This is a genomic window from Streptomyces sp. T028 (assembly GCF_048159505.1).
Taxonomy (GTDB): Bacteria; Actinomycetota; Actinomycetes; order Streptomycetales; family Streptomycetaceae; genus Streptomyces.
This window is the reverse complement of the sequence record NZ_JBLRVZ010000032.1, coordinates 126,988-152,843: the sequence shown is the minus strand read 5'-3', so window position 1 is coordinate 152,843 and position 25,856 is coordinate 126,988. Positions and strand designations below refer to the sequence as shown.

Sequence of the window (25,856 nt, the reverse complement as noted above, 5' to 3'; positions counted from 1 at the left end):
TCACAGCCATCCTCTGAGCGGGCCCGGCTCGTCTCGGACGGTTCGACCGGACCAGGGGCGGGCTTTCGCCTCCACGGTGGCGGATCGAGGCGGCACCCGGCGCGAGGCCAACGGCCCTTCGCCCTGGGGCCGAACGGCACGAGAGGCAGGGACCTGGAGATCGGCGGCGCGTCACTCACCGCCCGCGGCCCGGCGTTCCGCCGCCTCGACGATGTTCGTGATCAGCATGGCGCGGGTCATCGGTCCCACGCCGCCGACCGGGGGAGCCAGGGTGCCGGCCACCCGGTCGACGTCGGGGTGGACGTCGCCGAGGATGCCCTCCACGGTCCGGGTGAGCCCGACGGACAACACCGTCGCGCCGGGCTTGATCCAGTCGGGCCGGACCAGATGCGCCACCCCGGCCGCGGCGACGACGACGTCCGCCTCACGGGTGTGGGCCGCGATGTCGCGGGTCGCCTCGTGGCACAGGGTGACGGTGGCGTGTTCCGTGCGCCGGGTGAGCATCAGACCGAGCGGCCGGCCGACGGTCACCCCGCAGCCGATGACACAGAACTGGGCTCCGGTGATGGCGACTTGGTGACGCCGCAGCAGATCGAGGATGCCCCGAGGGGTGCACGGCAACGGCGCGGGGATGCCCAGCACGAGGCGGCCGAGGTTCGTCGGGTGCAGCCCGTCCGCGTCCTTGTGGGGGTCGACGAGCTCCAGCACCGCGTGCATGTCGAGATGGCCGGGCAGGGGCAGCTGCACGATGAAGCCGGTGCACGCCGGATCGGCGTTGAGCCGCAGCACGGCCGCCTCGACATCGGCCTGCGTGGCGGAGGCCGGCAGGTCGACGCGCAGCGAGGCGATGCCGACCTCGGCGCAGTCCCGGTGCTTGCCGCCCACGTAGGAGCGGCTGGCGGGGTCGTCGCCGACGAGGATCGTGCCCAGCCCGGGGACGATCCCGCGGCCCCGCAGGACGGCGACGCGGTCGGTGAGTTCACGCTTGATGTCCGCGGCGGCTGCGGAGCCGGAGAGTACGGTCGCGGTGGACATGGTGACGCCTTCCGTGTCAGCTGAAGATGACCGTGCGGTTGCCGTGCAGCAGGATGCGGTTCTGGCAGTGCCAGTTGACCGCCCGGGCCAGGGCGAGCCGTTCGGCGTCCCGGCCGACGAGGACGAGCTGGTCCGCGGAGAGCCGGTGGTCGACGCGGATGACCTCCTGCTCGATGATCGGCCCTTCGTCCAGGTCGGCCGTGACGTAGTGGGCCGTCGCGCCGACGTGCTTCACCCCGCGCTGGTACGCCTGGTGGTAGGGCTTGGCCCCCACGAAGCTCGGCAGGAACGAGTGGTGGATGTTGATCGCGCGGCCTTCCAGGGTCTTGCACAGGTCGTCCGAGAGGATCTGCATGTAGCGGGCCAGCACCACGAGGTCGATGTCGTGCCCGTCCACCAGTTCCAGGAGCCGGGCCTCGGCCTGCTGCTTGGTCGCGGCGGTGACGGGGACGTGCTCGAAGGGGATCCCGGCCGCGTCCGCCAGGGGCTTCAGATCGGGGTGGTTGGAGACGATGAGGGCGATGTCGGCGTCGAGAGTGCCGCTGCGCCAGCGGTAGAGCAGGTCCGCCAGGCAGTGGTCGAACTTCGACACCATCACCAGGACACGGGACTTCACCGTCGCGTCCCGCAGCTCCCACTGCATTCCGTAGGTGTCCGCGATCGACGCGAACTCCTCCTTCAGGCCGTCGAGGGTGATCGTCCCGTCGGTGCCCGTGAAGCCGGTGCGCAGGAAGACCTGTCCGTGGTCGGGGTCGTCGAACTGCTGGTGCTCGGTGATGTCGCAGCTGTGCCGGACGAGGAAGCTGGTCACGGCATTGACGATGCCGGGGCGCTCGGGGCAGCTCAGGGTCAGTACGAACTGGGTGCTCATGGCTGTCTCCTCAGCACTCGACCACGTTGAGGGCGAGACCGCCACGCGCGGTCTCCTTGTACTTGTCCTTCATGTCGGCACCGGTCTCCCGCATGGTCTTGATCGCCTTGTCGAGGGAGACATGATGGGTGCCGTCCCCGTGGAGGGCCATCCGCGCGGCGGTGATCGCCTTGAGGGAGGCGACGGCGTTGCGCTCGATGCAGGGGATCTGCACGAGTCCGCCGACGGGATCGCAGGTGAGACCGAGATTGTGCTCGATGCCGATCTCGGCGGCGTTCTCCACCTGTTCGGGGGTGCCGCCGATGACCTCGGCCAGCCCGGCCGCGGCCATCGAGCAGGCCGAACCGACCTCGCCCTGACAGCCGACCTCGGCCCCGGAGATCGAGGCGTTCTCCTTGAACAGCACGCCGACGGCCGCGGCGGTCAGCAGGAACCGCACGATGCCGTCCTCGTCCGCGCCGCGCACGAACCGCTCGTAGTAGTGCAGTACGGCGGGGATGATCCCGGCGGCGCCGTTGGTCGGGGCGGTGACGACCCGTCCGCCCGCCGCGTTCTCCTCGTTCACGGCCAGCGCGTACAGCGTCACCCACTCCATCGCGTGCAGGGAGTCGGTCTCCGCCTCCCCGTCCGCGCTCAGGAGCTTTCGGTGCAGTGCGGCCGCCCTGCGCCGCACCTTCAGGCCGCCGGGCAGCACACCGTCCGTCGCGCAACCGTGCTGGACGCACTCCCGCATGACGGACCAGATGTGCGACAGCCCGGCCCGGACCTCGGCCTCGGTGCGCCGGACCGTCTCGTTCGCCATCGTGATCGAGCTGATCGACAGGCCGGTGGCCTCGGCGTGCGCCAGCAACTGCGCGCCGGTGGTGAACGGATACGGCACCGGTGTGGTGTCCGGGACGATCTGCGGGCCGTTCGCCTGGTCCTCGTCCAGGACGAAACCGCCGCCGACGGAGTAGTAGGTCCGCAGCGACAGGCTCCGGCCGGCGGCGTCCACCGCCTCGAACGTCATGGCGTTGGAGTGGAACTCCAGCCGTTTGCCGCGGTGCAGCACGATGTCGTCGTCGACCCGGAAGGCGAGGGGATGCTTGTCGAGCAGCCGCAGGCTGCCCGTCGTACGGACCCGGTCCATGGCCGGTGCGGCCAGGGCGGGGTCCACGTGCTCCGGGGTGTGGCCCTCCAGACCGAGCACGACCGCCTTGACGCTGCCGTGCCCGTGTCCGGTGGCGCCCAGCGAGCCGAACAGTTCGACGTGGACGCCGTGGGTGTCCTCCAGCAGTCCTTCCTGTTCCAAGGCGTGCGCGAAGGAGTTCGCGGCCCGCATCGGACCGACCGTGTGCGAACTGGACGGTCCGATGCCCACCTTGAACATGTCGAAGACGCTGAGGGTCATCCCGTCCCTCCGCCGTACTCCGTGGCCGCGTCCACCAGCCACGCCGCCGCGTACGGGGCGAAGGAGGAACGGACGAGGAGCCACACACCGGAGGCCGCCTCCTCCCGGACGACCAGCGTGATCCCCGTCTGGGCGAGCAGGGTGGTGTAGCAGGCGCCGACGGGCGACACCCGGGGGTCCAGGTCGATCGCGCAGCCCTGGGCCAGGACCTCGCGGGTGAGGTCCCCCCGCAGGGACAGCACCGTGCGCTGCGCGGAGACGTCGGTGACGGTGGCGAACTCCTCGCCGATCGCCGACCTCAGCCGCCCGACCAGCTCGGCACCGGTGTCCGCCGGAGCGACCAGCAGCCATTCGTCGGGGCCCAGCCACAGGGCCTTCACCTCACCGGACAGCTCCGCGCGCGAGGCGGACGGCAGCCGAACGCCCAGTACGGACTCGACCGCCTTCGCCGCGGGGCTGTCCGCGGTCACCCGCAGGGTGAGCTGGGTGAGGTACGGCAGCTCGCGGACCTGGAGGCCGGCGGGCAGTCGGCCGAAGGCCTCCTGCCAGTCGGCGAGCGGGCTGAAACGGGCGGGAGCGTTGGGGGCGTCAACCGTCACGGCGGGTTCCCTCCTTGTCGTAGAGCACGGGGTCGGTCACGGTCACCGGCACGGTGCGGCCCTCCAGCGGGACGTAGAGCGTCTCGCCGGCGTGCCGGGTGCCGCCGCGCAGCAGGGCGAGGGCGAAGGTGCGGCCCAGGGCGTCGCTGCGGTAGCTGGAGGTGACGTGCCCGAGCATGGGAACCGGCGGCGCGGGCACCGTCTCGGTCGCGATGATCTGGGCGCCCTCCGGCAGCAGGGTCGACTCGTCCACCGGCAGCAGGCCCACCAGCTGCTTGCGGTCGGTGCGCAGGTTCTCGGCCCGGCTGAAGGAGCGCTTGCCGACGAAGTCGTCCTTCTTCTTGGACACCACCCAGGACATCCCGAGGTCCTGCGGGGTGATCGTGCCGTCGGTGTCCTGCCCGATGATCGGGTACGCCTTCTCCGCGCGCAGCACGTGCATGGTCTCCGTGCCGTACGGGGTGATGCCGAACGGGCCGCCCGCCGCGTACAGGGCCTCCCACACGGTGATGGCGTACCAGGCGGGGACGTTGACCTCGTAGGCGAGTTCACCGGAGAAGCTGATCCGGGCCACCCGGGCCGGCACGCCCGCCACGACGGTGTCCTGCCAGGTCATGAACCCGAAGGCCTCGTTGCTCACGTCGAGCGTGGGGGCGACCAGGGCCAGCACGTCGCGTGAGCGGGGCCCGACCAGCGGGATCGTCGCCCAGTGCTCGGTGACGGAGGTGAGGTGGACCCGCAGGTCGGGCCACTCGGTCTGGAGGAACTCCTCCATCCAGTCCAGCACCTTGGCGGCGTTGCCGGTGGTCGTCGTGACCAGGAACTCCTCCTCGGCGATGCGCAGCACGGTTCCGTCGTCGAGCGCCATGCCGTCGATGCCGCACATCACGCCGTAGCGGACCCGGCCGACCTTCAGCGTGCTCATCACGTTGGTGTAGAGCCGGTCCAGCAGTTCGCCGGAGTCCGGGCCCTGGACGCTGATCTTGCCGAGGGTGGAGCCGTCCATCATGCCGACGCCCTCGCGGGTCGCCCGGCACTCCCGCAGCACGGCCTCCTCGATGGTCTCCCCGTCGACGGGGTAGTACCACGGCCGCTTCCACTGGCCGACGTTCTCGAAGAGGGCGCCGTGCTCGACGTGCCACCGATGAACGGCGGTGACCCGGACCGGGTCGAACAGCTCACCGCGGTTGCGTCCGGCGAACGCGGCGAACGACACCGGCAGCGCCGGGGGACGGAGCTTGGGGGTGCCCAGCTCGGCGATGTCCACGCCCAGGGCCTCGGCGATGATCCCGGAGGTGACGACACCCGAGGTACGGCCCTGGTCGTGAGCGGTGCCGATGGTGGTGTACCGCTTGACGTGCTCGACCGAGCTCAGGCCGGCACCGGTGGCACGCAGGACGTCCGCCACGGTGCCGTCGCGCTGGAGGTCGACGAACTGGACGGAACCGTCCTGAGGGCTCGGCACTCGCCAGAGCACCGCGGCCGGTTCACCGGCGGGCTCGTCGGCAACGGCCGGCAGCGGCACCGGCTCCGCGGTCCGGCCGAGCGCCGACAGCGCCTCCCGCGCGGCCTCCGTTCCGTCCGACAGGACCCCCGCCAGCCCGAGAACGCCGCTCGCGGCACCCGCCGTGCGTACGGTGTCCAGGGCGGCGGCGGGAACGAAGGACCCCAGGTCGGCGTCGTAGCGCAAGGTGCCGCGGGCCTGGCTGAACAGGGCCACCGCCGGGTTCCAGCCGCCCGACACCAGCAGCAGGTCGCAGCCGATCTCCTCGGATCCGACCCGGACGCCGGTGATCCGCTCCGTGCCCGTCGTGCCCGTCACCGTCTGCCCGGCCCGCACCTCGATGCCCCGGGCGGCACACGCCTCGCGCCAGTGGGCGGGCACGTTCTCCCGTGCGTCGACCACCGTGTGGACGCGGGCACCGGCGTCGGCGAGTTCGGTCGCCGCGCGGTAGGCGCTGTCGTTCGTGGTGAACACGGCGATCTCGCGGCCCGGGAGCACACCGAAGCGGTTGAGGTAGGTGCGGGCGGACCCGGCGAGCATGATGCCGGGACGGTCGTTGTCGTCGAACGCGATCGGCCGCTCGTAGGCGCCGGTGGCGAACACGACCTGCCTGGCCCGGATGCGCCAGACCCGCTGGCGGGAGACATGGGCGGGCGCGTCCGCTCCGAGGTGGTCGGTGCGCTTCTCCAGGGCGAGCACGAGACCGTCGTCGTAGTACCCGATGGCCGTGGTCCGCCGCAGCAGACGGACGTCGGCCAGCGACGAGAGTTCGTCCGTGACCTCGGTGACCCAGCCGTCCAGACCGTCCTGGCCGCCGAGCAACGAGCCGCCGGGGCGGGGGAGTTCATCCACCACGACGACACGCGCGCCGGAGCGGGCGGCGGTCAGGGCGGCGGCCAGACCGGCCGGACCGGCGCCGACGACCAGCACGTCGCAGTGGGCGTGCATGGTGTCGTACCGGGCCGGGTCGGGCTCGGTGCCCAGCCGGCCCTGGCCGCGCAGACCCCGGGCGACGAGCCCGTCGTACAGCTCCACGGTCGTGGACGTGAGCATGGGCTCGGGGAAGGGGGCCTCGATCTGCACCAGGGCGTTGGGCTCCTCGACCCCCGCGGCCATGACGCCGCGGGGCCGCCCGTACTTGATGCTCGTGGCCACGTGGTGGACCCCGTTGGCCAGCAGGGCCGAGGCGAGGGTGTCGCCCGGGTGGCCGGTGTACTCGGATCCGTCGAAGGTGAACGACAGTGTCCTGCCGCGGTCCACGGAGCCGAGACCGTCGATACGGAACGGGTTGCTCATGCGCCGGCCTCCTGACCGTCGTCGCCCGGGCGGTGGACCGCGAGGAACTGGTGGGTGGCGGTGTCGCGCACGGCGTTGAACCAGCGGCGGCACCCTGCGGCGTGCATCCACCGCTCCGCGAACGGGCCCTTGGGGTTGTCGCGGAAGAAGACGTACTGGGCCCACTGCTCGTCGTCGAGTTCGGCGGGCTTCGCGGGGTAGGGGACGTGCGCCTGTCCGCCGTAGTGGAACTCGGCTTCCTCGCGCTCGCCGCACCAGGGGCAGGCGATGAGTTGCATCGGAGTCTCCGGGAGGGGTGTCAGTGGGCGACGGCGGCCGCGCCGTGCTCGTCGACCAGCGCGCCGGTGACGAACCTGGACAGGCTGAAGGGCGCGTTGTACGGGTGGGGTTCGCCGGTGGCGATGGTGTGGGCGTAGCACCAGCCGACGCCGGGGGTGGCCTTGAACCCGCCCGTACCCCAGCCGCAGTTGAGGTAGAGGTTCTCGACCGGGGTGAGGCCGACGATGGGGGAGGCGTCCGGGGTGGTGTCGACGATGCCGGCCCAGGTGCGCAGCATGTGGGCGCGGGCGAACACCGGGAACAGCTCCAGGGCGGCGGCCATCTGGCGCTCGATGATGTGGAACGCGCCGCGCTGGCCGTAGCCGTTGTAGCTGTCGATGCCGGCGCCCATGACGAGTTCGCCCTTGTGCGCCTGGGAGACGTACACGTGGACGGCGTTGGACATCACGACCGTCGGGTGCACCGGTTCCAGCAGCTCGGAGACCAGCGCCTGCAGCGGGTGGCTCTGCAACGGCAGCCGCAGGCCCACCATCTCGGCCAGCACGGAGGTGTGTCCAGCTCCGGCGAGCGCCACCTTGCCGGCGGCGATGTCGCCGCGCGTGGTCCGTACGCCCGTGACCCGGCCGTCCGTCACGTCGATGCCCGTGACCTCGCAGTTCTGGATCAGGTCGATGCCATAGGCGTCGGCCCGCCGCGCGAAGCCCCAGGCGACGTAGTCGTGCTTGGCGATGCCGGCGCGCGGCTGGTACGTGGCGCCGAGCACCGGATAGCGCACGTCCGGGTCGATGTTGACGATCGGACAGACCTTGGCGACCTCGTCCGGCTCCAGCCACTCGGCGTCGATGCCGTTGAGCTGGTTGGCGTAGACCCGGCGCTTGCTGTCGCGGATGTCCTGGAGGGTGTGCGCGAGGTTCAGCACCCCGCGCTGGCTGAACAGGATGGGGTAGTCGAGGTCCTCTTCGAGGGTCTCCCACAGCTTCAGGGAGTGTTCGTAGATGCCGGAGCTCTCGTCCCAGAGGTAGTTGGAGCGGATGATCGTGGTGTTGCGGGCCATGTTGCCGCCCGCGAGCCAGCCCTTCTCCAGGACGGCGATGTTCGTGATGCCGTGGTTCTTGGCCAGGTAGTAGGCGGTGGCCAGGCCGTGCCCGCCGCCACCGACGATCACCACGTCGTACGACCGCTTGGGGTCGGGGTTGCGCCAGAGGAAGTCCGGGTGGTCCGGAAGCGGTGTGCCGGTCATGCCGCGGCTCCGTTCAGCTCGGGGTACAGGGGGAACGCGGCGGCGAGCTTCGCGACCCGGCCGCGCAGCGACTCGGCCTGGTCGGCGGAGAGCTGCTCCGGCTTCAGGGTGTTCGCGACGATGTCGGCGACCTCGCGGAACTCGGTCTCGCCGAAGCCACGGGTGGCCAGGGCGGGGGTGCCGATCCGCAGCCCGGACGACACCATCGGCGGGCGCGGGTCGAAGGGGACGGCGTTGCGGTTGACGGTGATGCCGATCGAGTGCAGCCGGTCCTCGGCCTGTCGGCCGTCGAGGGGGCTGTTGCGCAGGTCCACCAGCACGAGATGAACCTCCGTGCCGCCGGTCAGCACCGTGATGCCGGCCTCGGCGACGTCGTCGGCCAGCAGGCGTCCGGCGAGGATCTTCGCGCCCTTCAGCGTGCGCTGCTGCCGCTCGCGGAAGGACTCGCTGGCGGCCATCTTGAAGGCGACCGCCTTGGCGGCGATCACATGCTCCAGCGGACCGCCCTGCTGACCGGGGAAGACCGCCGAGTTGATCTTCTTGGCCAGCTCGGCCCGGCTCAGGATCACCCCGCCCCGGGGACCGCCCAGGGTCTTGTGCGTGGTCGTCGTCACCACGTCCGCGTACGGCACCGGGCTCGGGTGAAGGCCCGCGGCCACCAGACCGGCGAAGTGCGCCATGTCCACCATCAGGTAGGCGCCGACGCTGTCGGCGATCCGGCGGAACCCGGCGAAGTCCAGCTGCCGGGGGTAGGCCGACCAGCCGGCCACGATCAGCTTGGGGCGGTGGGCGATGGCGAGCTGTTCGACCTCGTCCATGTCGATGCGCAGGTCGGACTCGCGCACGTGGTACGGGACGACGTTGTAGAGCTTGCCGGAGTAGTTCAGCCGCATGCCGTGGGTGAGATGGCCGCCGTGCGCCAGGTCCAGGCCGAGGATCGTGTCGCCGGGCTGGAGCAGGGCGAACATCGCGGCCGCGTTCGCCTGGGCGCCGGAGTGCGGCTGGACGTTGGCCGCCTCGGCGCCGAAGAGGGCGGTGACCCGGTCGATGGCCAGCTGCTCGACGGTGTCGACGTGGGCGCAGCCACCGTAGTAGCGCTTCCCCGGGTAGCCCTCGGCGTACTTGTTGGTCAGCACCGACCCCTGGGCCTGCATCACCGCCGGGGGGGCGAAGTTCTCGCTCGCGATCATCTCCAGCGTCGACTGCTGGCGCTCGAGCTCCGCGTCGACCGCGGCGGCGACCTCCGGGTCGAACAGGGTCAGCGGCTGGGAGAAGCTCATGCGGTCCCCTTGGAAGGCTAGAAGCGTACGACTGGTATATCAGTTGTAGGCGTAGCATGCGCCGGTCGTCAAGAGTCGTCGAGAGGTGTTCAGGGAGGGTGATGATGATTGCCGGCAGCCGGGTCCTGGTCCACGAGTCCGTGGCGGAGGAGTTCGTGCGGCACCTGGTCGGGCAGGTCGAGACCTTCGTCGTCGGCGAACCGACCGCCGGGGAGGACGAGGGCATCCCGGCGGCCGTCGGATGAACTCCCGCCGAGGGCCCGGACTTCTTCGTACGGCCCACCGTCCTCGTCGCACGTACCGGCCGGCGCCGAGTGCGCCCGCGAGGAGATCTTCGGCCCCGTCGTCACCGTCGAGACCTTCACCGACGAGGCGTCCGCCTCGCCCGCGCCAACGACGCGCCCTACGGGCTGTCGGCCTCCGTCCGGACGGAGAACTCACGGCGGGGCCTGGACCTCCCCGACCGCCTCGACTTCGGCACGGTCTGGGTGAACGCCCATCTCGTACTCGCCAACGAGATGCCCTGGGCGGGCTTCAAGGGCGCCGGCTACGGCCGCCACCTGTCCGTCTACGCCCTGGACGACTACTCGCGGACCCAGCACGTCATGCACGAACACTCCCGCTGACACCGCCGGCGGGGCAGAGACGCCGACGCGCCGCCTGCTTGCTCGGGGGCAGGTATGCGGCGCGCGGTCATGTGCGGGAGAGGAAGCTCCGGCGGTCACCGGGCCGGCCGGCACCCGGCTCAGGCGTCGCCGCCGGCGTCCTGCCAGAACACCTCGACGATGCGGTCGACGGTCGACTGCATCTGCTGGAGGGCTTCGGGGATCCGGACCCGGCCGAACCGGTAGCGGGGCCCGTTGAGGGACATGACCGCCACCAGCACCCCGGACGAGTCCCGGATGGGACGCGAGAGCGACAGCAGCCCTTCCTCGAGCTCGTTGTCGATGACACTGAAGCCCTGCTCGCGCACCTGCTCGAGTTCCTTCAGCAGCGCCGCGCGATCGGTGATCGTGTTCGACGCGTAGGACTGCAGCTTCTCGGGCAGGAGCGCCTTCACCTTCTCCATCGGCATCTCCGCGAGCAGGATCTTGCCGGTGGAACTCGCGTGCAGCGGCCAGCACCGACCGATCATGTTCTGCGCCGAGAGACCGATCAACTGCGATCCCGCTGCCTCGGCGATGAGGTCGAGATCGTCCTGAGGATTCGGCACCGAGAAGGTCACCGTCTCGTTGCACTTGTCCGCCAGCTCCTGGATCAGTGGCTGCACCCGGGCGACCAGACCCGCGTAGGGGTCCGCCTGACGGCCGAGCCGGGCCAGCTCCCAGCCGAGGACGTAGTTGTGGTCGACGCGGTCGACGAACCCGTTCCGCTCCAGACTGTTCAGCAGGCGGAACGCCGTGGGCCGGGAGATCTCCGCAGCCTTCGCGAGGGCGCTGACGGTGGCGCCGGATCGCGGCTGGGCAGCCAGTTCACGCAGCAGGCGGACGGCCTTGGTCACCGACTTGTTGGTCAGCTCCGCCGGTGAGGATGCGTCGGTCATGCGGCCCTTTCGTCGCTGTGGAGCTGCGCCGTGCGCAGCGCGACCTCAGACGATTTTAGCGCCGCGGCGTTCAGATAGTGAACGCCTAGGTGGTGGGTGCTACAACACGGCAGGGGGCCGCTGTGTCACCTGTTTCCTGCCAGGAGGCCCTGGCGAACGCCGGGGAGGAATCGCATCGGCGGACGTTTCGGCTTCGGGTGTCGTCGGGCGCACACGCGGCGCTGATGGGCGAGTGGGACCGGTACCGGTGGGTGTGGAACGAGAGCGTGGCCAAGTCCAGGCAGATCTACGCCCGGAACAGGACCCGGCCCGAGGACACCGGCAAGGAGACCTGCGGTCCCGCCCGGCTCGACAGGATGCTGACCGAGGCCCGTGCCCGTACGCCGTGGCTGCGGGAGGAAAGCTCGGTGCCGCAGCAGCAGATCATCCGAGACTTCGGGAAGTCCAGGGCCAAGGCGCACAAGGACATCCGCGAGCGGCTTCCGCAGCGGCAGCGGGCCGGGATGCCGAAGTGGAAGAAGAAGCGCGAGGCCCGGCCGAGCCTGAACTACACGAAGCGCGGGTTCGGTCTCAAAGACGGCCGTCTGCACCTGGGCCGGGGGCATCGTCCTGACGCCGGTGTGGTCGCGGAGCCTGCCCGCCTCGCCCTCAAGTGTGCCCGTGTACCAGGACACGGTGGGGCACTGGTACTGCTCGTTCGTGGTCCCTGCCCGGGTGCAGCCGCTGCCGGAGACCGGCCGGGTGATCGGTGTCGACTGGGGTGTACGCCAGATCGCGACCACCACCTCCGACGCCCATGACCTCCCGCGTGCCCAGCACGGGAAGAAGGAGCAGGCCAAGCTGTCGCGGTATGACCGCATGACGTCAGGACACGGGTCGCAAATGGGCCAAGGGCGTGGTCCGCGACCACGACGCTGTGGCGGTGGAGGACTTCCGGCCCAGGTTCCTCGCGAAGTCGACGCGATGGACTGCGCGCACTGCGGAGCGAGAGCCAAGCACGTACTGCCGCTGTCGGAACGAACGTATACCCGCACCTCGTGCGGATTCATGAGGGGGAGGATTCAATTGGTCAGGTACGTCTCCCTCCCTCCTCCCCTCCCGTCCCATGCTCCGCAACTGATATATCAATTGTGCTAGCGTGGGTGTTCGGAGTCTCGGCGAGGAGGGTGTGCATGTCGGTCGCGGTGGCGGAGGGTCAGGTCACCCTGGCCGAGCGGGCGTATCGGGCCCTGTGCGACCGCCTGGTGACCCTGCGGATCGCACCGGGAACACCCATCAACGACGAGCAGATGGCGGCGGAGCTGGGGGTCGGACGCACGCCGGTGCGGGAGGCGCTCAAGCGTCTGGAGGCCGACCGGCTCGTGGTCTCCTATCCGCGGCGCGGCACCTTCGCCTCCGAGGTGCAGATCACCGACCTCGGGCACCTCACCGAAGTGCGCCTCCGGCTGGAGCCGCTGGCGGCAGACTGCGCCGCGCGCCGGGCGAGCGCGGCGGACCGGGCCGTACTCGGCCAGTTGCTGGAGGAGTTGGACGCGGCTGCCGGACGAGAGGTCGGAGAGCTCCTCGAACTGGACCTGCGGCTGCACCGGGCGCTGTACACCGCCACGGCGAACCCCTTCCTCCAGGACACGCTCGTGCGCTACGACAACCTGGCCACGCGCATCTGGTGTCTGTTCCTCGACCGCCTGCCGGGGCTGGCCGGCCACGTGGGCGAGCACGGTCCCCTCGTGCGCGCCGTGCTGGAGGGGGACGGGGAGCGAGCGGCGGGTCTGGCCGCCGAGCACGTGGAGAGGTTCGAGACCGCGATCCGTTCCCTGCTCTGAGGCGCCGGGGCGCGGGTCGGTCGGCCGTCGCGTCCTGCCAGAACACGTCGGCCAGGCGGTCGACGATCGTCTGCGTCTGCTGGAGGGCCTCGGGGATCCGGTCCCGGCCGAAGCGGTACCGGGGGCCGTTGAGGGTCAGGACGGCGACCAGGTTCCCGGACGGGGCGCGGACCGGACGCGACAGGGAGCTTCTCGGGCGGCAGGGTCCGCACGCGTTCCGTGGGGCATCTCGGCGAGCAGTATCTTGCCGGTGGAGCTGGCGTGCAGCGGCCAGTGCTGCCCGATCATGTGCTGGGCCCTGATGCCGACGACCCGGGATCCGGTGGCCTCGGCGACCAGTCGAGTCCGTCCCTGGACTCCGGCACCGCCAGGCTCACCGTTTCGTCGAAGCTGTCCGCCGGCTCCCGGAGCAGTGGCTGCGCCCGGGCCACCAGACCCGCGTGCGGGTCGGCGTGACGGCCGAGCCTGGCGAGTACCCGGCCGAGGACGTAGTGGTGGTCGACGCGGTCGACGAAGCCGTTCTTCTCCAGGCTGGACAGCAGGCGGAACGCGGTGGGCCGGGCGACGCCGGCGGCACCGGTCCTGGGTTGCGCGGCCAGTTCACGCAGCAGACGCACGGCCTTGCACGGCGCACAGATGCACTCGGCTGTTCACTGTAACGTCGATGTGTTCGGATATTGAACGATTCGGTGAGGTCAGGTGGCGGCCGGGGCGCGGTAGCCACCGAGCCTGCCCCGGTGGAAGGCGAGGACCTCGGTGGAGCCGGCGCTCATGCGCAGCACGCGGCCGATGACGATGACGCGGTCGCCGCCGTCGAGCCATCGGCTTCTCCGCCATGCAGGCCGGGCAGGGTGCAGTTCGAGGCCGTCTGAGCGGCAGTCCCGCAGATCACTGGAGCTGAGTGTTCGGTGTGAGCACAGTGCTCAGAACATGGCGGAGCCACGGCACCTGCCCGTCGAAGTGGGCCACGAACCGGCCGCGCACCCACCGGTAGGCGCGCCGCCGCGCGTGTCCGCGAGGTCCAGGACCGGCCCGGGGCGGAAGCCGGTGAGGTCGGCGGCCGCCAGGCCCGTCTCCTCGAACAGCTCACGCAGCGCCTCGGCCCGCGTGGGGTTCCCGTCCTCGACGAAGCCCGTGACGCAGTGCCACAGGCCCGCGTCGTGTCCGACGCGGGCGCCGCGCTTGAACAGGCCGACGCGCCCGCGCCAGGTGAGGGCGACGGCCACGACGGTGCCACGCTCGACCGTCCCCGGCGTAGGCGGCGCGGGCGGTGCGGGCGGCGAGGGCGTCTCGGCGGACGGCTCGCTCATGGCCCACCACCGCCCCTGGTGAGCAAGGTGGCTACGCCGGGTGCGGGGCGGAGGTCTCGCTCAGGCTGCGCCCCATGGTCTCCGGTGCGAGTACCTGGGAGAACGCGGCGCCGACGACGCACACACCGGCGGCGATGAGCATGCTCGGCCCGGTACCGAGGTGGTCCATCGACCACGGGAGGGCGAACGTGCCGAGGGCGGCGCCGATGCGGCTGAAGGCGGCGGCGAACCCGGTGCCGATGCCGCGGATCTCGGTGGGGAAGATCTCGCCGGGGTAGACACCGGTCAGGGCCGAGTACATGGCGTTGGCGAAGGCGAAGGCGAGGAAGCAGGTCAGCACGACGGCGGCCGGCGCACCGCTCCACAGCCCGATGACCGCGAGGGCGACGGCGCATACCCACTGTCCCGGAATGGTGAGCTTGCGGCGGCCGATCCGGTCGATGAGCAGGAGCGAGACCACGACACCCGCGACGGCGAGCCCGTTCACGCCGATGGCGCCGCCGAATCCGTCACCGAGACCGTAGGTGGACAGTACGTCGGCGGCGAACGTGGCGATGGCGAAGTACGGCGTGACCGAACAGAACCAGAACACGGAGACGAAGACCGTGGAGCGCCGGTACTCGGCGGAGAACAGCATCCCGAAGGTGCCCTTGCGGGCGGGTTCACGGCCGATGCCGAGCGCCTCGGCGGGGTCGTCGAGATACGCCTCGGCGATCCGGCGGGCCTCGTCGGTCCGGCCCTGGTTCATCAGCCAGCGCGGTGACTCGGGCAGGCCCAACCGGGCCAGGAAGAGGATCACCGCCGGCACCGTGCTCGATCCGAGAACGAGACGCCAGTCCAGCGAGAACACGGTGCTCATCACGTAGCCGACGATGAACGCGATCATGAAGCCGGCGTACCACGCGACCTCCAGGACGGACAGGATCCGTCCGCGCAGCCGGGCCGGGGCGAACTCGGAGAGCATGGGCCAGCTCACCGAGTACTCGGCCCCGACCGCGATGCCCATCAGCAGCCGTACGGCGAACAACTGCCAGGCCGAGTCGACGAAGAACTGCAGGAACGATCCGATGACGAAGATCGCCAGGTCGATCGTGAACAGCGGCTTGCGGCCGAACTTGTCGGAGAGCCAGCCGCCGACCGGACCGCCCACGAAGATGCCGATCAGAGCGGAAGCCCCGATCAGGCCCTCCCACAGCAGCGACATGTGGAACTCGGTGGCGGCTGCACCGATCGCGGCGCCGATGATGCCGAGCACATAGCCGTCGATGAACATGCCGCCACCGGTGACGCCGGTCAGCTTGAGGAGGAAGCGCCGCTTGTCGACCGGGGCGGCCGTTTGCTCACCAATGGTGGCGGGATTGCTGACAGTGGTCACCATTGCGATCCTTCGCGATTCGGAAGCTGTTCGCATAGTGAACGCCGTAGCCGAATTTTTGGAAGTCTGGCATGACCCTCGAAGGGCGTCAAGGTTGGTGATGTAACTGATCAAGGGCGTGTGCGGGCGTCCGGTCTCTTGATGTGGAGATATGTGGCGGCGCACTATCAGTCCGCCGGATTCTCTGAACGAGCTGTTCGTAATGTGAACGCCGTTGTCAGTCGGTGGTCGGCGCCCACTCCTGCTCGCGGGCCAGGAAGGCCGCGTCCCGTTGTGGAGATTGAGGAACTGCAGGGTGCCCAGGCGCGGTTCCATCGTGCGGAACGTGTTCTGCTCCACGGCCTCCGCGAGCAGTCCGGAGATCAGCTGCTCGAAATCGGCCCGCCGCCCCAGCAGGGTCTTGAGTTCCGCACCGCGTCCAGCCGGCGGAAGATGACGGTCAGCAGTGACTCGGAGAGAAGCCGCAGCCGCAGCAGGGGGCTCATGTCCAGGTCCGCGATCTGCCGGGCCCGGGAGAGCAGGGGCCCCGTCACCCGGGACTGGATCTCGACGAGGAGGTTCTCCTCGGAGGCGATGTAGTAGTACAGCGCGCCCTTGGCGAGTCCCGCCGCCCGGCCCAGGTCGTTGATCGGCGTCGCCGCGTATCCCCGCTGGGGCGTCTGACCTCGAAGCCCGGTCCATGGCCCGGCGGTAGCGCGGTCACCGCGCTGACGTTCCCAGGCAGGCTGCCGCGGCTGCGGCCGGTGCCCGGATCCCGCAGTTGCACGGTCCCGTCCTCGCCGCCGGTGGCCAGTGTCCGCCCGTCCGCGCTGAACGCCACCGAGGTGACGGCGGCGGTGTCGCCGTTCAGGCTCGTGCGCAGACGGCCGATGGCCGTGTTCCACAGCTGCACCCCGACAGCGGTACTGGCGGTGGCCAGGACCTGTCCGTCCGGGCTGAAGGCCATCGCGTCGATCGGGGGAGCGGCGCCCACCCTCACCGGCCGGAGGGGCACCGTGACCTCGCCGGCGTTCAGCCCGGACGGACACACTCTGGCGGCCGGTGGAGCGGACGGAGTCCTGCGGCTGTGGGACACCGGTACCCGCCGTGCGGGTGTCCCCCAGGCGTACGGCACCGTCCTCGCCACCGCTGGCCAGGGTGCGCCCGTCCGGGGTGAGCGCCGCCGAGCCGAGGCCGGGCGCCCGGGAGTCCTCGGTCTCGGGGTACACGAGTTCGTTCTCGAGTACCCGGCCCGCCCCGCGAGCTCGCGGTAGGTGATCCCGCCCGCCTCCGCCCGCAACTTCCGCAGGGCGAAGGCGAACTGCTGCACCGGCCCCGCCCCCGGATCCACCGGCACCTCACGCCGCCCCGCCACCCCCCACCCCCCTTCCGAACCGGTGGAACAGACCCCCGACACGGGTCAGGCGGCCACGCTGGGCACCACCGGCACCTCGGGACAGATCGCGTCCGGCCATTGTTTGGACGCCCGGCCGGCGCTGCCAAACAATGCGCCGGCCGCTGAAATCGATGGTGCGAGCCCTTTCGGGGAAGCCGTCCGGCGACGGACCGGACGTACAAGGGCTCGGGCACGGGGGAGCGGGTCGGCATCCCGGGGGCACCGGGACGGTGTTGGATGCCGGCCCGCAGCCGGCCGGCAGGGCGCGTCCGGGAGTCACCCCTTCGGGGCGAAGCGGTGCTGCCAGAGGTCGCGGAGGAGGGCGATCTCGGACATGTGGTGGATGAACTCGAGGTTGGCCCCCCAGAGCACGTCGACGAACGGATCGTCGGGGTCGGAGCCGTACGGGTACTGGGAGAAACCGACCGTGTCGAGCTGCTCCTCGGTGACACCGGCGACGCTGTCGCGCCAGCGGTCGATCACGGGCCAGAACCGTTCGAGGGCCAGGGACGCGTCGGGGGTGAAGTCGACCATCAGCTTGGGGTCCTGGCGCCGCTCGCCGAAGGCCCACTCCCAGCCGCCGGCGAAGCCGTAGTGGAGGTGGCTCAGCCGCCAGGCGATGGTGGTGACCGGATTCCTGTCGGGCTCCACCGGGCCGGTGTGGGCGAGGACCTGCCGGACCCGCTCGACGCTCACACTCCAGTCCTCGGCGATCTTGTCGACGGACATACCGCCCGCTGCCTGCCGGCCGACCTCGGCGTACTCGCTCGGCGGGATGTCCGGGGCGCCCAGATCGAGCACCCAGTCGCCCGGGCCGAACGCCCGGGGTGTCGTCGCCTCGTCCCGGCGCCGGATCGACCAGCAGTCCGCCACCGGCTCCCAGAGGTACTCCTCGTCGCCGAGTCCCGTCAGCCGCACCTGGGCCCTCTCCCTGGCACAGTCGAACTGGTCGAGCAGTAAGCCCAAACGATCGGTCCCCATACCTGACCCCTTCCGCGGTCGCCCGTTTCGTCATGTGCACGCGGAGGCTAACGGCCAGGTCCCCGGGGTGCGACCGATTTCCGGGCGCCCACGCACCCTCATCCATCCCGTGGATGTGCCACATAACGAGAATCGATTTCCCAGATCGGGCGGGGTGGCGTGAGATGGGGCGACGCCAAGGAAACGAGCCCGGAGCCGCCGATGCGTTTCGCCACCTATGAACACCAGCACCGACGCCGGGTCGCCGTCGTCGAGGAGGACGGGACCCTCTTCCCGGTCCCCGGGGCGCGTTCGCTCACCGAACTGATCGCGTCCGGCGACGGTCTCGACGCGCTGCTCCGCACCGGCGCCGCCACCCTCGACGCACCGGCGGGGCCACATGTCTCCGAGGTGCGGCTGCTGCCGCCGCTGGAGCCGCCCACCGTGCGGGACTTCGTCACGTTCGAGGAGCACGTCGAGGGCGTACGGCGGTCCGTGGACGGCGCCGGGGGCGTACCCGAGGCCTGGTACGACGCGCCGACCTTCTACTTCACCAACCCCTACGCGGTGATCGGCGCCCACGACGACGTCCCGGTACCGCCGGGCTGCACCGTGCTCGACTTCGAGCTGGAGGTCGCCGCCGTCGTCGGCCGCGCCGGACGCGACCTCACCGCCGCCGAGGCCCGCGACCACATCGTCGGCTACACCGTCTTCAACGACTGGTCCGCGCGCGATCTGCAGTCCCGCGAGATGCAGGTCCGCCTCGGCCCCTGCAAGGGCAAGGACACGGCCACCACCCTCGGTCCGTACCTGGTCACCGCGGACGAGCTGGAGCCGTACCGGGACGCCGAGGGCTTCCTGCGGCTGGCCCTGACCGCCACCGTCAACGGCGAGGTCGTCGGCACGGACCTGCTGTCCAACATGAGCTGGACCTTCGAGGAGATGGTCGCCTACGCCTCACGCGGCACCTGGGTGCGCCCCGGTGACGTCCTCGGCTCGGGCACCTGCGGCAACGGCGGCTGCCTCGCCGAGCTGTGGGGCGTCCGCGGCAAGCAGGACCCGCCACCGCTCCGGCCCGGCGACACCGTGACCCTCACCGTCGAGGGCGTCGGCACCGTCTCCAACACCGTCGTGGCGGGGACGGGGCTCCGCCCGCTCCCCGTCGCCCGCCGCCGCCCCCGGGAACGGCCGTGAGCGCTTCCCGGTTTCCCGGTTTCCCGGTCGAAAGGACCGTCACGTGAACAAGGTCTGTGCGAGCGCCGCGGAGGCGGTCGCCGACATCCCCGACGGCGCGTCGCTGGCCGTCGGCGGCCTCGACATCACCCCGGCCGGCCTCGCCCTGGTCGAGACGGCGCCGGGAGTGACGTACGAGGAGATCGCGGCGAAGACGGCAGCGCCGCTGCACATCGACGCGGCCACAGCCGCCTGCTGAGCGGTGCGGTGCGGTGCCTACCCCGGTTCCTGCTCGGTCCAGATGCACTTGCCGTCCCGCAGATAGCGTGCGCCCCAACGCCGTGAGAGGGCGGAGACGAGCTGCAGACCGCGGCCTCCCTCGTCGGTTTCCGTGGTGCGGCGGATGCGCGGGGTGGTCAGGCTGCCGTCGTACACCTCGCAGATCAGGGAGCGGCTGCGCAGCAGACGCAGCCGGAGGGGTCCCCGGGCGTGCCGGACGGCGTTGCCGACGAGTTCGCTGGCCAGAAGCTCGGTGGTGACGACGAGGTCGTCCAGCCCCCAGTCGGCGAGCTGCCCGCGGATGTGCGCGCGGGCCTGTCCGGCCGCTCGCGGGTCGTAGGGGAGGCCGAAGGTGGCGATGTCCTCGGCGGCGGTGCCATGGGTGTGGGCGATCAGCAGGGCCGCGTCGTCGGTGGTCTGCTCGCGGTCGGGCAGCAGCGCCGAGGTGACCAGGTCGCACAGATCGTCCAGCTGCTCCGTGCCGCCGTCCGGGCGCCCCGGGCGGAAACGCGGGTTGTGGGCCGTGGCGCGGGCGAGGACCCGCTTCAGCTGGTCCAGCCCCTGGTCGAAGTCCCGGTCGGCCGACTCCACGAGTCCGTCGGTCCACAGGATCAGCAGACAGTCCTCGGGCAGCCGCAGTTCATGGATCTCGAACGGAGGCTCGGCGGCACCCAGCGGCGGATCACCGGCCAGCTCGGGGAAATGGACGCTGCCGTCGGGGTGCACGACGATCGGCGGCGGATGACCGGCCAGCGAGAACGAGCACACCCGGGTGACCGGGTCGAACACGGCGTACAGACAGGTCGCGTAGAAGTCGTCGCCCAGTTCGCTGACCACGTCGTTGAGATGACCGAGCAGTTCGTCCGGGGCCATGTCCAGGTCGGCGAGCGTGCGTACGGCGGTGCGCAGCCGGCCCATGGTGGCGGCCTCGCTGATGCCGTGGCCCATGACGTCGCCGATCACGACGGCGGCCCGGTCGGCGGACAGCGGGATCAGGTCGTACCAGTCGCCGCCCACGCTCTCGCCCCGGCCCGCGGGCAGATAGCGGGCGGCGGCGCTCACGGCCGGCAGCCGGGGGAGTGTCCTGGGCAGCAGTCCGCGCTGGAGTTCCTGGGCGCGGGTGTGCTCGGCGTCGTAGAGACGTGCCCGCTCCAGGGCCTGGCCGACCAGTCCGCTCAGCGCGGTGAGCAGGGTGCGTTCCTCGTCGCTGAAGGACCGCGGCCGGTGGAAGGACAGCGTGAGTCCGCCGATGTTGCGCCCGGAGACGACCATCGGCAGAAACGCCCAGGCGTTCATCGGGGACGCCTCCACCATGTCCCTGATGATCGGATAGGAGCGGAGGAACTCCGCGGGCGACTCGAAGAACAGGGGTGTGTGGGTCCGCAGCATGTCGGTGACCACGGGGTGCTCGGCGTACGGCATCCCGTTGAGCAGCCGGATGAACGCCTCCGGGTATCCGGCGGAGTCCACCACGTGCACCCGGCCGCTCTCGAGGACGTCGACGAGCAGCCCGTCGGCCTCGAAGGGAGGCACGACGTGCCGGGCGACGGTCCGGACGACGTCCTGGGAGGTGACGGCCTCGGCGAGCGCGGCGGTCAGCTCGTTCATCCGCACGGTCCGCTCGGACCCGGACGGCGCACCGGGCGCCTTCACCAGGTGCGCTCCGGCCCAGGCCGCCACCGCGCGCAGAAAGGACTGCTGGGTCTCGTCCGGCTCACCGGGCCCCGCCGTGAGCACGGACAGCACCCCGACCGGCCCGTCGGAACCGAGCAGGGGTACCGCCGCCGTGCCGTCCGCCCCGATCCCCAGGCTGTCCCCGGGCACCCAGACGAAGGCACCGTCCCGCACGGCGCGCACGGGTGCCACGTCCTGCTCGTCGCGCAGGTCCGCCCATGCGCCGACGCTCTCCGGGGCGAGCCTGTCGACCGCTGCCAGGCCCAGCCTCCCGGTGCCGGGATCACGGCGGTGCAGCAGCGATCCGAGGCCGCCCAGAGAGGTCGTCGCCTGCCGCAGGGCCAGACTCAGCGTCTCCGTGGGTGACTTCGTGGGTGTCTCCGTCCTCGCGCCGGACGCCTCTTCGTCCCCCGGCGCGGGTTCCGCCCTGTCGGCTGCCGTCCCGGCTCCGGTCATGCGGAGCCTGTGCATACGAAGATCACCATCCCGCGTTTCCGGCGATTCGGTGGATTTCCACACTAACGCGGAGTATGCGTCGCCGTCGGCCGGCCGCACGTCCGCGGGCGCCGCGTGCACCCGTACCGGGACGACGGGCTCCCGGGGGTGCCGGGAGCCCGTCCGGTGCTTCCCCGTAGAGGTATTCGTCGCATCCGCTCAACCGGATGTCCCGCGGCGAGAACGCGCGGGACTGAGATGACCGGGCCGGAGGCCGAGACCCTCGGTTCAGCCCCAGCCGAACCGCCGGTCCACGACCGCCGCGAACTCCTCCAGGGTCAGCACCGCGTCCCCGTTCTGGTCGGCCGCGTCGAACAGGGCGGAGGACGCGTCGGCGTTCCCCAGGCCCCACGACGGCAGGTATCCCGACGCGGCGAGCGACGGGCCCTTCGTGTGCAGAGCGGTGATCACCTCCGCGCGGGTCAGGGTCCCGTCCTCGTCGAGGTCGAGGGCCTCGAACAGTTTTCGGGCCTTGTCACTCGTCACGTCGCCCTCCTTCCTCTCGCCGGCGGGCGGGTCCGTCGCGCCGCGCCCACAAGGGATAACACCCTCCCCGTCGCCCTGGTTCCAGTCACGGCGCGGCGAACCGGTTCCGGTCGCGTGCGGGTGCGCCCTACGGCGTTGCGCCGCCCGGCGCTGCCGTCGAGTTGCGGACCACGAGCTCCGTGCCCACTTCCATGTGCTCCATGAGCAGCCGCTGGCCCTCGATCAGGGACAGCAGCGCGCGGGCCGCCTTCTGGCCCATGTCGTGCAGCGGCTGGCGCACGGTGGTGAGACCGGGGAAACTCTGCGCCGCCTGCGGCAGGTCGTCGAAGCCGACGACGGAGAAGTCGGCGGGCACGGTGAGCCCGCAGGCCCGCGCGGCGTCGATAGCCCCCAGCGCCATGAGGTCGGCGCCGGCGACGATCGCCGTGGGACGGTGCTCGGTGATCAGCCGGGAGGCGGCGCGGAAGCCGCTGGCGTAGGAGAAGTCGCAGGAGGCGACCAGCTGCTCCTCGACCTTCAGCCCGGCGAGCCGCATCGCGTCCTCAAAGCCCTGGAAGCGGATGGACGTGCTCTCCAGGTCCTCCTCACCGCGGAGGTAGGCGATCCTGGTGTGCCCCAGGTCGATCAGATGCCGGGTGCCCTGGCGCATCCCGTGGTAGTTGTCCACGCTCAGCCGGGGCAGCGGCACGTCCAGGCGGCGGGGGTCGATGATGACGCACGGCAGTTTCTGCCGGCGCAGCAGCTCGACCGTCTCGTTCTCCAGGACGGGCGCGATCAGCAGGACGCCGTCGACCAGACCGCGTCCGAGGAACTCGATCCGGTCCTTCTCCCGCACCGCGTCGTGGTACGAGGCGTTGACCAGCAGCTCCTGCTCGGCGTCGGCCAGCTCGTCGGCGACACCGCGCAGGATCTCCAGCCCGTACTGGCTGGTCAGGTCCAGGGCGATGAGCCCGATGAGCCCACTGCGGCCGGCCTTGAGGTTGCGGGCCGAGACGTTCGGCCGGTAGCCGAGCCGCGCGGCCACCTCCATGACCCGGCGCCGGGTCTCCTCGGAGGCCCCCGGCTTGCCGTTCATGACGTTGGACACGGTCATCGCGGAGACGCCGGCCTCCTCGGCCACCTGCGCGATGGTCACCCGCCCTGCCACCCCAACTCCTTCTGCCTGCGCTGCCCGGCACGCGACGACTTTAGAGCCTGCACTGTCCAGCCCGTGCCGTATATCGCTGGAAACTTTAACGATAAGTCGCGCGAGGCGTCAATGAAGTGCCAGGTGGTTATGGGGTTCGGCCCCGCGAGCAGGGCGTGAGTCGCCGTCCTGGGGTGAGGCTCGGTCGGGCGATGTCACGCCGACCGTGTCGGGCGGCCACGGAAAGTTACGTATAGATGTCGCCTAAGTTTTGCGTTACAGTTCCCGGCCATCGGCACGTAACGTTCGCCGCAACTCGGGTCGACCGACCCTTTTCCATACGGATCAGCGCTGCACCCACCCGGTGCGGGCTGAACGATTCAGAACCCCTTCAGACGTGACAAGTCGGTCCGTACCGACGATGGGTGAGGTGTGCAATGAAGCGCTCTGGGAGATGTCTCGCGGTCGCCACCACGGTCGCCGCCATGGCGATGTCGCTGGCCGCGTGCGGCGGTGACTCGTCCGGTGCCTCCGCCGACGGCACGGTGACCATTCATGTGCAGGCATGGAAGGGCGGCGGGGCGGAGCCGGCGAACGTCGCCGAGATCAACAAGGCGTTCGAGAAGGCCAATCCGAAGATCAAGATCGACTTCGAGTACATCACCGCGAACGACACCTACGTCCAGAAGCTCCAGCCCGAACTGCTGGGCGGCAAGGCCGGCGACGTCATCATGGTCGACACGGACAAGATGAAGAAGTGGGGTGCCTCCGGCTACCTCGCCGATCTGTCCGGGGAGTCGTGGGCGAGCCGGATAGCCGCGGACGCCAAGCCGTTCGCGCAGACCGACGGCAAGACCCTCGCGATGCCCATGGAGCTGATCGGCATCGGTCTGTACGCCAACATGGACCTGCTGAAGAAGGCGGGCATCACCGAAGTCCCCGCCGACTGGCCGACGTTCCTCGCCGACCTCGCCAAGGTCAAGAAGGCCGGCATCACCCCGATCGCGCTCCCCGACAAGTCCGCCTGGACCGGCAGCTCCGTCTTCCAGGCCGCCGGATCGACCCTCGTCTACAACAAGAGCAAGACGTGGGACGCCGACTTCCTGGACGGCAAGGCCTCCTTCGACCCCGACTGGAAGGAGTCGCTGGAGCAGCTGAAGACGCTCGAGGACAAGGGGTACGTCAGCTGGAAGAACGAACTCGGCGTCGACGAATGGGCGCAGGGCCCGCAGGACTTCAGCGCCGGCAAGAGCGCCTTCTGGTACCAGGGCGCCTGGCAGGTCTCCAACGTCAAGAAGGCCGGCTTCCCCGTCTCCTTCGCGCCCTGGCCGGGCGGCGCCGCGGGCACCAAGCCCAACGGCATGCTCTTCTCCGGCACCATGTGGGCCGTCAACTCCCAGTCACAGCAGGGCGACGCGGCGCGTGAGTACGTCAAGTTCTGGTCGCAGAACGAGAACCTCGCCAAGTACCTCGAGGCCGAGCACGCGGAGTCGCCCTTCACCGGCGGGCTGACCCCGGAGAGCACCGAGACCACGGCCTTCACCGACGCCTTCAAGGACGGCCGTTACCGGATCCTCCCGTCCAACTCCTGGTACGGCGCGGCCTCCGAGACCACGACCGGCTCCAAGATCCAGGCCTATCTGCTGGGCAAGGCGGACGCCGCGCAGACCCTGAAGGACATCCAGACCGCGGCGTCCGCGAAGTAGCCCGGTTCGAAGCCACCGGCCGGAGACAACCGGCCACCCCTGGTCAGCCGTGGTGGGGGCGCGAGGAACGGCTCCTGACCGCCCCCGCCACGGCCACATCCCGGCAAGAGAACCCGGGCAAGAGGAGGACCCCCGTGTTCCACCGACGGCGCGCCACCATGGCCGCCTTCCTGCTGCCGGCCATCGTCATCTACGGCGTGTTCATGCTGTATCCGCTGGCCCGCGGCGTCTATCTGAGCATGACCGACAGCCTCGGCGGCCCGATCGCCCACTTCGTCGGCACCCAGCAGTACGAGGCCATGGCCGACGACTCGGCCGTCACCGCCGCCCTGTGGCACACCGTGCTCTACGCGGTCGTCGTCGTGGTCGTGCAGAACGGCCTGGGGCTGCTCTTCGCGAGCATGCTGTTCCGCCGCCCCAAGGTCCGCAAGGCGCTCAACGTCGTCCTGCTCACACCGACGCTGATCTCCCCCGTGATGGCCGCCTTCATCTGGTCGTACCTGTTCGCCCCGACCGGCGGCATCAACGCCCTCCTCGACCTGGTCGGCCTGCACGGCCTCAACCACGTCTGGCTCGGCGACACCTCCACCGCGCTGTACTCGGTGGCCGCCGTCAACATCTGGATGTTCACCGGCTACTCCTGCGCGATCTTCCTCGCCGCCTACATGAACCTGCCGGCCGAACTGCTGGAGGCGGCGGCCCTGGACGGCGCGAGCGGCTGGCGGCGCTTCCTCAGCGTCGAGTGGCCGCTGCTCGCCCCGGCGCTCACCGTCAACGTGACGCTCAGCCTGATCGGCTCGCTGAAGGTCTTCGAGTTCCCCCTCGTCCTGACCAACGGCGGCCCCGCCGGAGCCACGGACACGCTGACCCTGCTGGTCTACCGGAACGTCTTCGGCGGCGGGAAGTTCGCCTACGGCGTCGCGCTGTCGGTCGTCCTCCTCGTGACCGTGGTCGTCCTGTCCAGCGCCACCTCCTCCCTGCTCCGGCTGCGCGAGCGACGCATCTGATGGAAACCGACGGAAGCTGACGGATCGCCA

25 protein-coding genes and 2 pseudogenes are annotated in these 25,856 nt (G+C 70.5%); 9 read left to right on the top strand and 18 right to left on the bottom strand.

Annotated elements, in window-relative coordinates:
- Positions 1–171 precede the first annotated feature (171 nt).
- The 7 genes and pseudogenes from ACLZN2_RS30495 to glyA all read right to left on the bottom strand — a co-directional run bounded on the left by ACLZN2_RS30495 (position 172) and on the right by glyA (position 9,494).
- The gene (locus tag ACLZN2_RS30495; protein ID WP_416982602.1) at positions 172–1,035 is read right to left on the bottom strand and encodes a bifunctional methylenetetrahydrofolate dehydrogenase/methenyltetrahydrofolate cyclohydrolase; all 864 of its coding nucleotides are present in this window, start codon (positions 1,033–1,035) and stop codon (positions 172–174) included.
- A gap of 16 nt (positions 1,036–1,051) precedes the next feature.
- Entirely contained in the window at positions 1,052–1,906 is an 855-nt protein-coding gene (gene purU, locus ACLZN2_RS30490; RefSeq protein ID WP_416982601.1) for a formyltetrahydrofolate deformylase, read from the bottom strand.
- A gap of 10 nt (positions 1,907–1,916) precedes the next feature.
- Positions 1,917–3,296, bottom strand: a complete 1,380-nt coding sequence (locus ACLZN2_RS30485) for an L-serine ammonia-lyase (RefSeq protein WP_416982600.1) — start codon at positions 3,294–3,296, stop codon at positions 1,917–1,919.
- The gene (locus tag ACLZN2_RS30480) at positions 3,293–3,895 is read right to left on the bottom strand and encodes a sarcosine oxidase subunit gamma (protein WP_416982599.1); all 603 of its coding nucleotides are present in this window, start codon (positions 3,893–3,895) and stop codon (positions 3,293–3,295) included. Before ACLZN2_RS30480 ends, ACLZN2_RS30485 begins: the two co-directional genes overlap by 4 nt.
- Positions 3,885–6,973, bottom strand: a pseudogene (locus ACLZN2_RS30475) (sarcosine oxidase subunit delta family protein). The gene ACLZN2_RS30480 and the pseudogene ACLZN2_RS30475 overlap by 11 nt, the downstream one beginning before the upstream one ends.
- Before the next feature lie 20 nt (positions 6,974–6,993).
- On the bottom strand, positions 6,994–8,214 hold the full coding sequence (locus ACLZN2_RS30470; protein ID WP_416982598.1) for a sarcosine oxidase subunit beta family protein: 1,221 nt from the start codon (positions 8,212–8,214) through the stop codon (positions 6,994–6,996).
- Positions 8,211–9,494, bottom strand: a complete 1,284-nt coding sequence (gene glyA / locus ACLZN2_RS30465; RefSeq protein WP_416982597.1) for a serine hydroxymethyltransferase — start codon at positions 9,492–9,494, stop codon at positions 8,211–8,213. The genes ACLZN2_RS30470 and glyA overlap by 4 nt, the downstream gene beginning before the upstream one ends.
- A 101-nt stretch (positions 9,495–9,595) precedes the next feature.
- On the opposite strand from glyA, the gene ACLZN2_RS30460 reads away from it, so the two are divergent.
- Both ACLZN2_RS30460 and ACLZN2_RS30455 read left to right on the top strand, forming a co-directional pair.
- A complete protein-coding gene (locus ACLZN2_RS30460) occupies positions 9,596–9,739 on the top strand; it encodes an aldehyde dehydrogenase family protein (protein WP_416982595.1) in 144 nt (47 codons plus the stop codon).
- Positions 9,740–9,808: 69 nt separating this feature from the next.
- Positions 9,809–10,120: an aldehyde dehydrogenase family protein gene (locus ACLZN2_RS30455; RefSeq protein WP_416982594.1), complete on the top strand. Its 312-nt coding sequence runs from the start codon at positions 9,809–9,811 to the stop codon at positions 10,118–10,120.
- Positions 10,121–10,239: 119 nt separating this feature from the next.
- On the opposite strand, the gene ACLZN2_RS30450 is transcribed toward ACLZN2_RS30455, so the two are convergent.
- A complete protein-coding gene (locus ACLZN2_RS30450; protein ID WP_416982592.1) occupies positions 10,240–11,037 on the bottom strand; it encodes an IclR family transcriptional regulator in 798 nt (265 codons plus the stop codon).
- A 224-nt stretch (positions 11,038–11,261) separates the two neighbouring features.
- Between ACLZN2_RS30450 and ACLZN2_RS30445 the strand changes: the two are divergent.
- Positions 11,262–12,174, top strand: a pseudogene (locus ACLZN2_RS30445) (RNA-guided endonuclease InsQ/TnpB family protein).
- 35 nt (positions 12,175–12,209) lie between these two features.
- A complete protein-coding gene (locus tag ACLZN2_RS30440; protein WP_416982591.1) occupies positions 12,210–12,860 on the top strand; it encodes a GntR family transcriptional regulator in 651 nt (216 codons plus the stop codon).
- Positions 12,861–12,995: 135 nt separating this feature from the next.
- On the opposite strand, the gene ACLZN2_RS30435 is transcribed toward ACLZN2_RS30440, so the two are convergent.
- From ACLZN2_RS30435 to ACLZN2_RS30410, 6 genes are all read right to left on the bottom strand, one after another.
- On the bottom strand, positions 12,996–13,148 hold the full coding sequence (locus ACLZN2_RS30435) for an IclR family transcriptional regulator domain-containing protein (RefSeq protein ID WP_416982589.1): 153 nt from the start codon (positions 13,146–13,148) through the stop codon (positions 12,996–12,998).
- A complete protein-coding gene (locus ACLZN2_RS30430) occupies positions 13,145–13,477 on the bottom strand; it encodes a helix-turn-helix domain-containing protein (protein WP_416982587.1) in 333 nt (110 codons plus the stop codon). The genes ACLZN2_RS30435 and ACLZN2_RS30430 overlap by 4 nt, the downstream gene beginning before the upstream one ends.
- Positions 13,478–13,783: 306 nt before the next feature.
- Positions 13,784–14,170: an NUDIX domain-containing protein gene (locus ACLZN2_RS30425; protein WP_416982586.1), complete on the bottom strand. Its 387-nt coding sequence runs from the start codon at positions 14,168–14,170 to the stop codon at positions 13,784–13,786.
- 31 nt (positions 14,171–14,201) lie between these two features.
- A complete protein-coding gene (locus ACLZN2_RS30420; protein ID WP_416982585.1) occupies positions 14,202–15,548 on the bottom strand; it encodes an MFS transporter in 1,347 nt (448 codons plus the stop codon).
- 359 nt (positions 15,549–15,907) lie between these two features.
- On the bottom strand, positions 15,908–16,165 hold the full coding sequence (locus ACLZN2_RS30415; protein WP_416982627.1) for a hypothetical protein: 258 nt from the start codon (positions 16,163–16,165) through the stop codon (positions 15,908–15,910).
- Entirely contained in the window at positions 16,075–16,365 is a 291-nt protein-coding gene (locus tag ACLZN2_RS30410; RefSeq protein ID WP_416982584.1) for a hypothetical protein, read from the bottom strand. Before ACLZN2_RS30410 ends, ACLZN2_RS30415 begins: the two co-directional genes overlap by 91 nt.
- Here ACLZN2_RS30410 and ACLZN2_RS30405 point away from each other — a divergent pair.
- The gene (locus tag ACLZN2_RS30405) at positions 16,331–16,798 is read left to right on the top strand and encodes a WD40 repeat domain-containing protein (RefSeq protein WP_416982582.1); all 468 of its coding nucleotides are present in this window, start codon (positions 16,331–16,333) and stop codon (positions 16,796–16,798) included. The two genes, ACLZN2_RS30410 and ACLZN2_RS30405, sit on opposite strands and share 35 nt — an antisense overlap.
- 398 nt (positions 16,799–17,196) lie before the next feature.
- On the opposite strand, the gene ACLZN2_RS30400 is transcribed toward ACLZN2_RS30405, so the two are convergent.
- Positions 17,197–17,901, bottom strand: coding sequence for a DinB family protein (locus ACLZN2_RS30400; RefSeq protein WP_416982581.1), 705 nt, complete (start codon positions 17,899–17,901; stop codon positions 17,197–17,199).
- Between the two features lie 201 nt (positions 17,902–18,102).
- On the opposite strand from ACLZN2_RS30400, the gene ACLZN2_RS30395 reads away from it, so the two are divergent.
- Entirely contained in the window at positions 18,103–19,074 is a 972-nt protein-coding gene (locus tag ACLZN2_RS30395; protein ID WP_416982580.1) for a fumarylacetoacetate hydrolase family protein, read from the top strand.
- A 43-nt stretch (positions 19,075–19,117) separates the two neighbouring features.
- Positions 19,118–19,312, top strand: a complete 195-nt coding sequence (locus ACLZN2_RS30390; protein WP_416982579.1) for a hypothetical protein — start codon at positions 19,118–19,120, stop codon at positions 19,310–19,312.
- A 17-nt stretch (positions 19,313–19,329) separates the two neighbouring features.
- Here the strand turns inward: ACLZN2_RS30390 and ACLZN2_RS30385 are convergent, their stop codons facing one another.
- The 3 genes from ACLZN2_RS30385 to ACLZN2_RS30375 form a co-directional block, all read right to left on the bottom strand.
- A complete protein-coding gene (locus ACLZN2_RS30385) occupies positions 19,330–21,477 on the bottom strand; it encodes a SpoIIE family protein phosphatase (protein ID WP_416982578.1) in 2,148 nt (715 codons plus the stop codon).
- Positions 21,478–21,729: 252 nt separating this feature from the next.
- Positions 21,730–21,987, bottom strand: a complete 258-nt coding sequence (locus tag ACLZN2_RS30380) for an EF-hand domain-containing protein (RefSeq protein WP_416982577.1) — start codon at positions 21,985–21,987, stop codon at positions 21,730–21,732.
- Positions 21,988–22,114: 127 nt separating this feature from the next.
- A complete protein-coding gene (locus ACLZN2_RS30375; RefSeq protein WP_416982576.1) occupies positions 22,115–23,134 on the bottom strand; it encodes a LacI family DNA-binding transcriptional regulator in 1,020 nt (339 codons plus the stop codon).
- A 416-nt stretch (positions 23,135–23,550) separates the two neighbouring features.
- On the opposite strand from ACLZN2_RS30375, the gene ACLZN2_RS30370 reads away from it, so the two are divergent.
- A complete protein-coding gene (locus tag ACLZN2_RS30370) occupies positions 23,551–24,819 on the top strand; it encodes an ABC transporter substrate-binding protein (protein WP_416982574.1) in 1,269 nt (422 codons plus the stop codon).
- Positions 24,820–24,953: 134 nt separating this feature from the next.
- On the top strand, positions 24,954–25,826 hold the full coding sequence (locus ACLZN2_RS30365) for a carbohydrate ABC transporter permease (protein ID WP_416982572.1): 873 nt from the start codon (positions 24,954–24,956) through the stop codon (positions 25,824–25,826).
- Positions 25,827–25,856 lie beyond the last annotated feature (30 nt).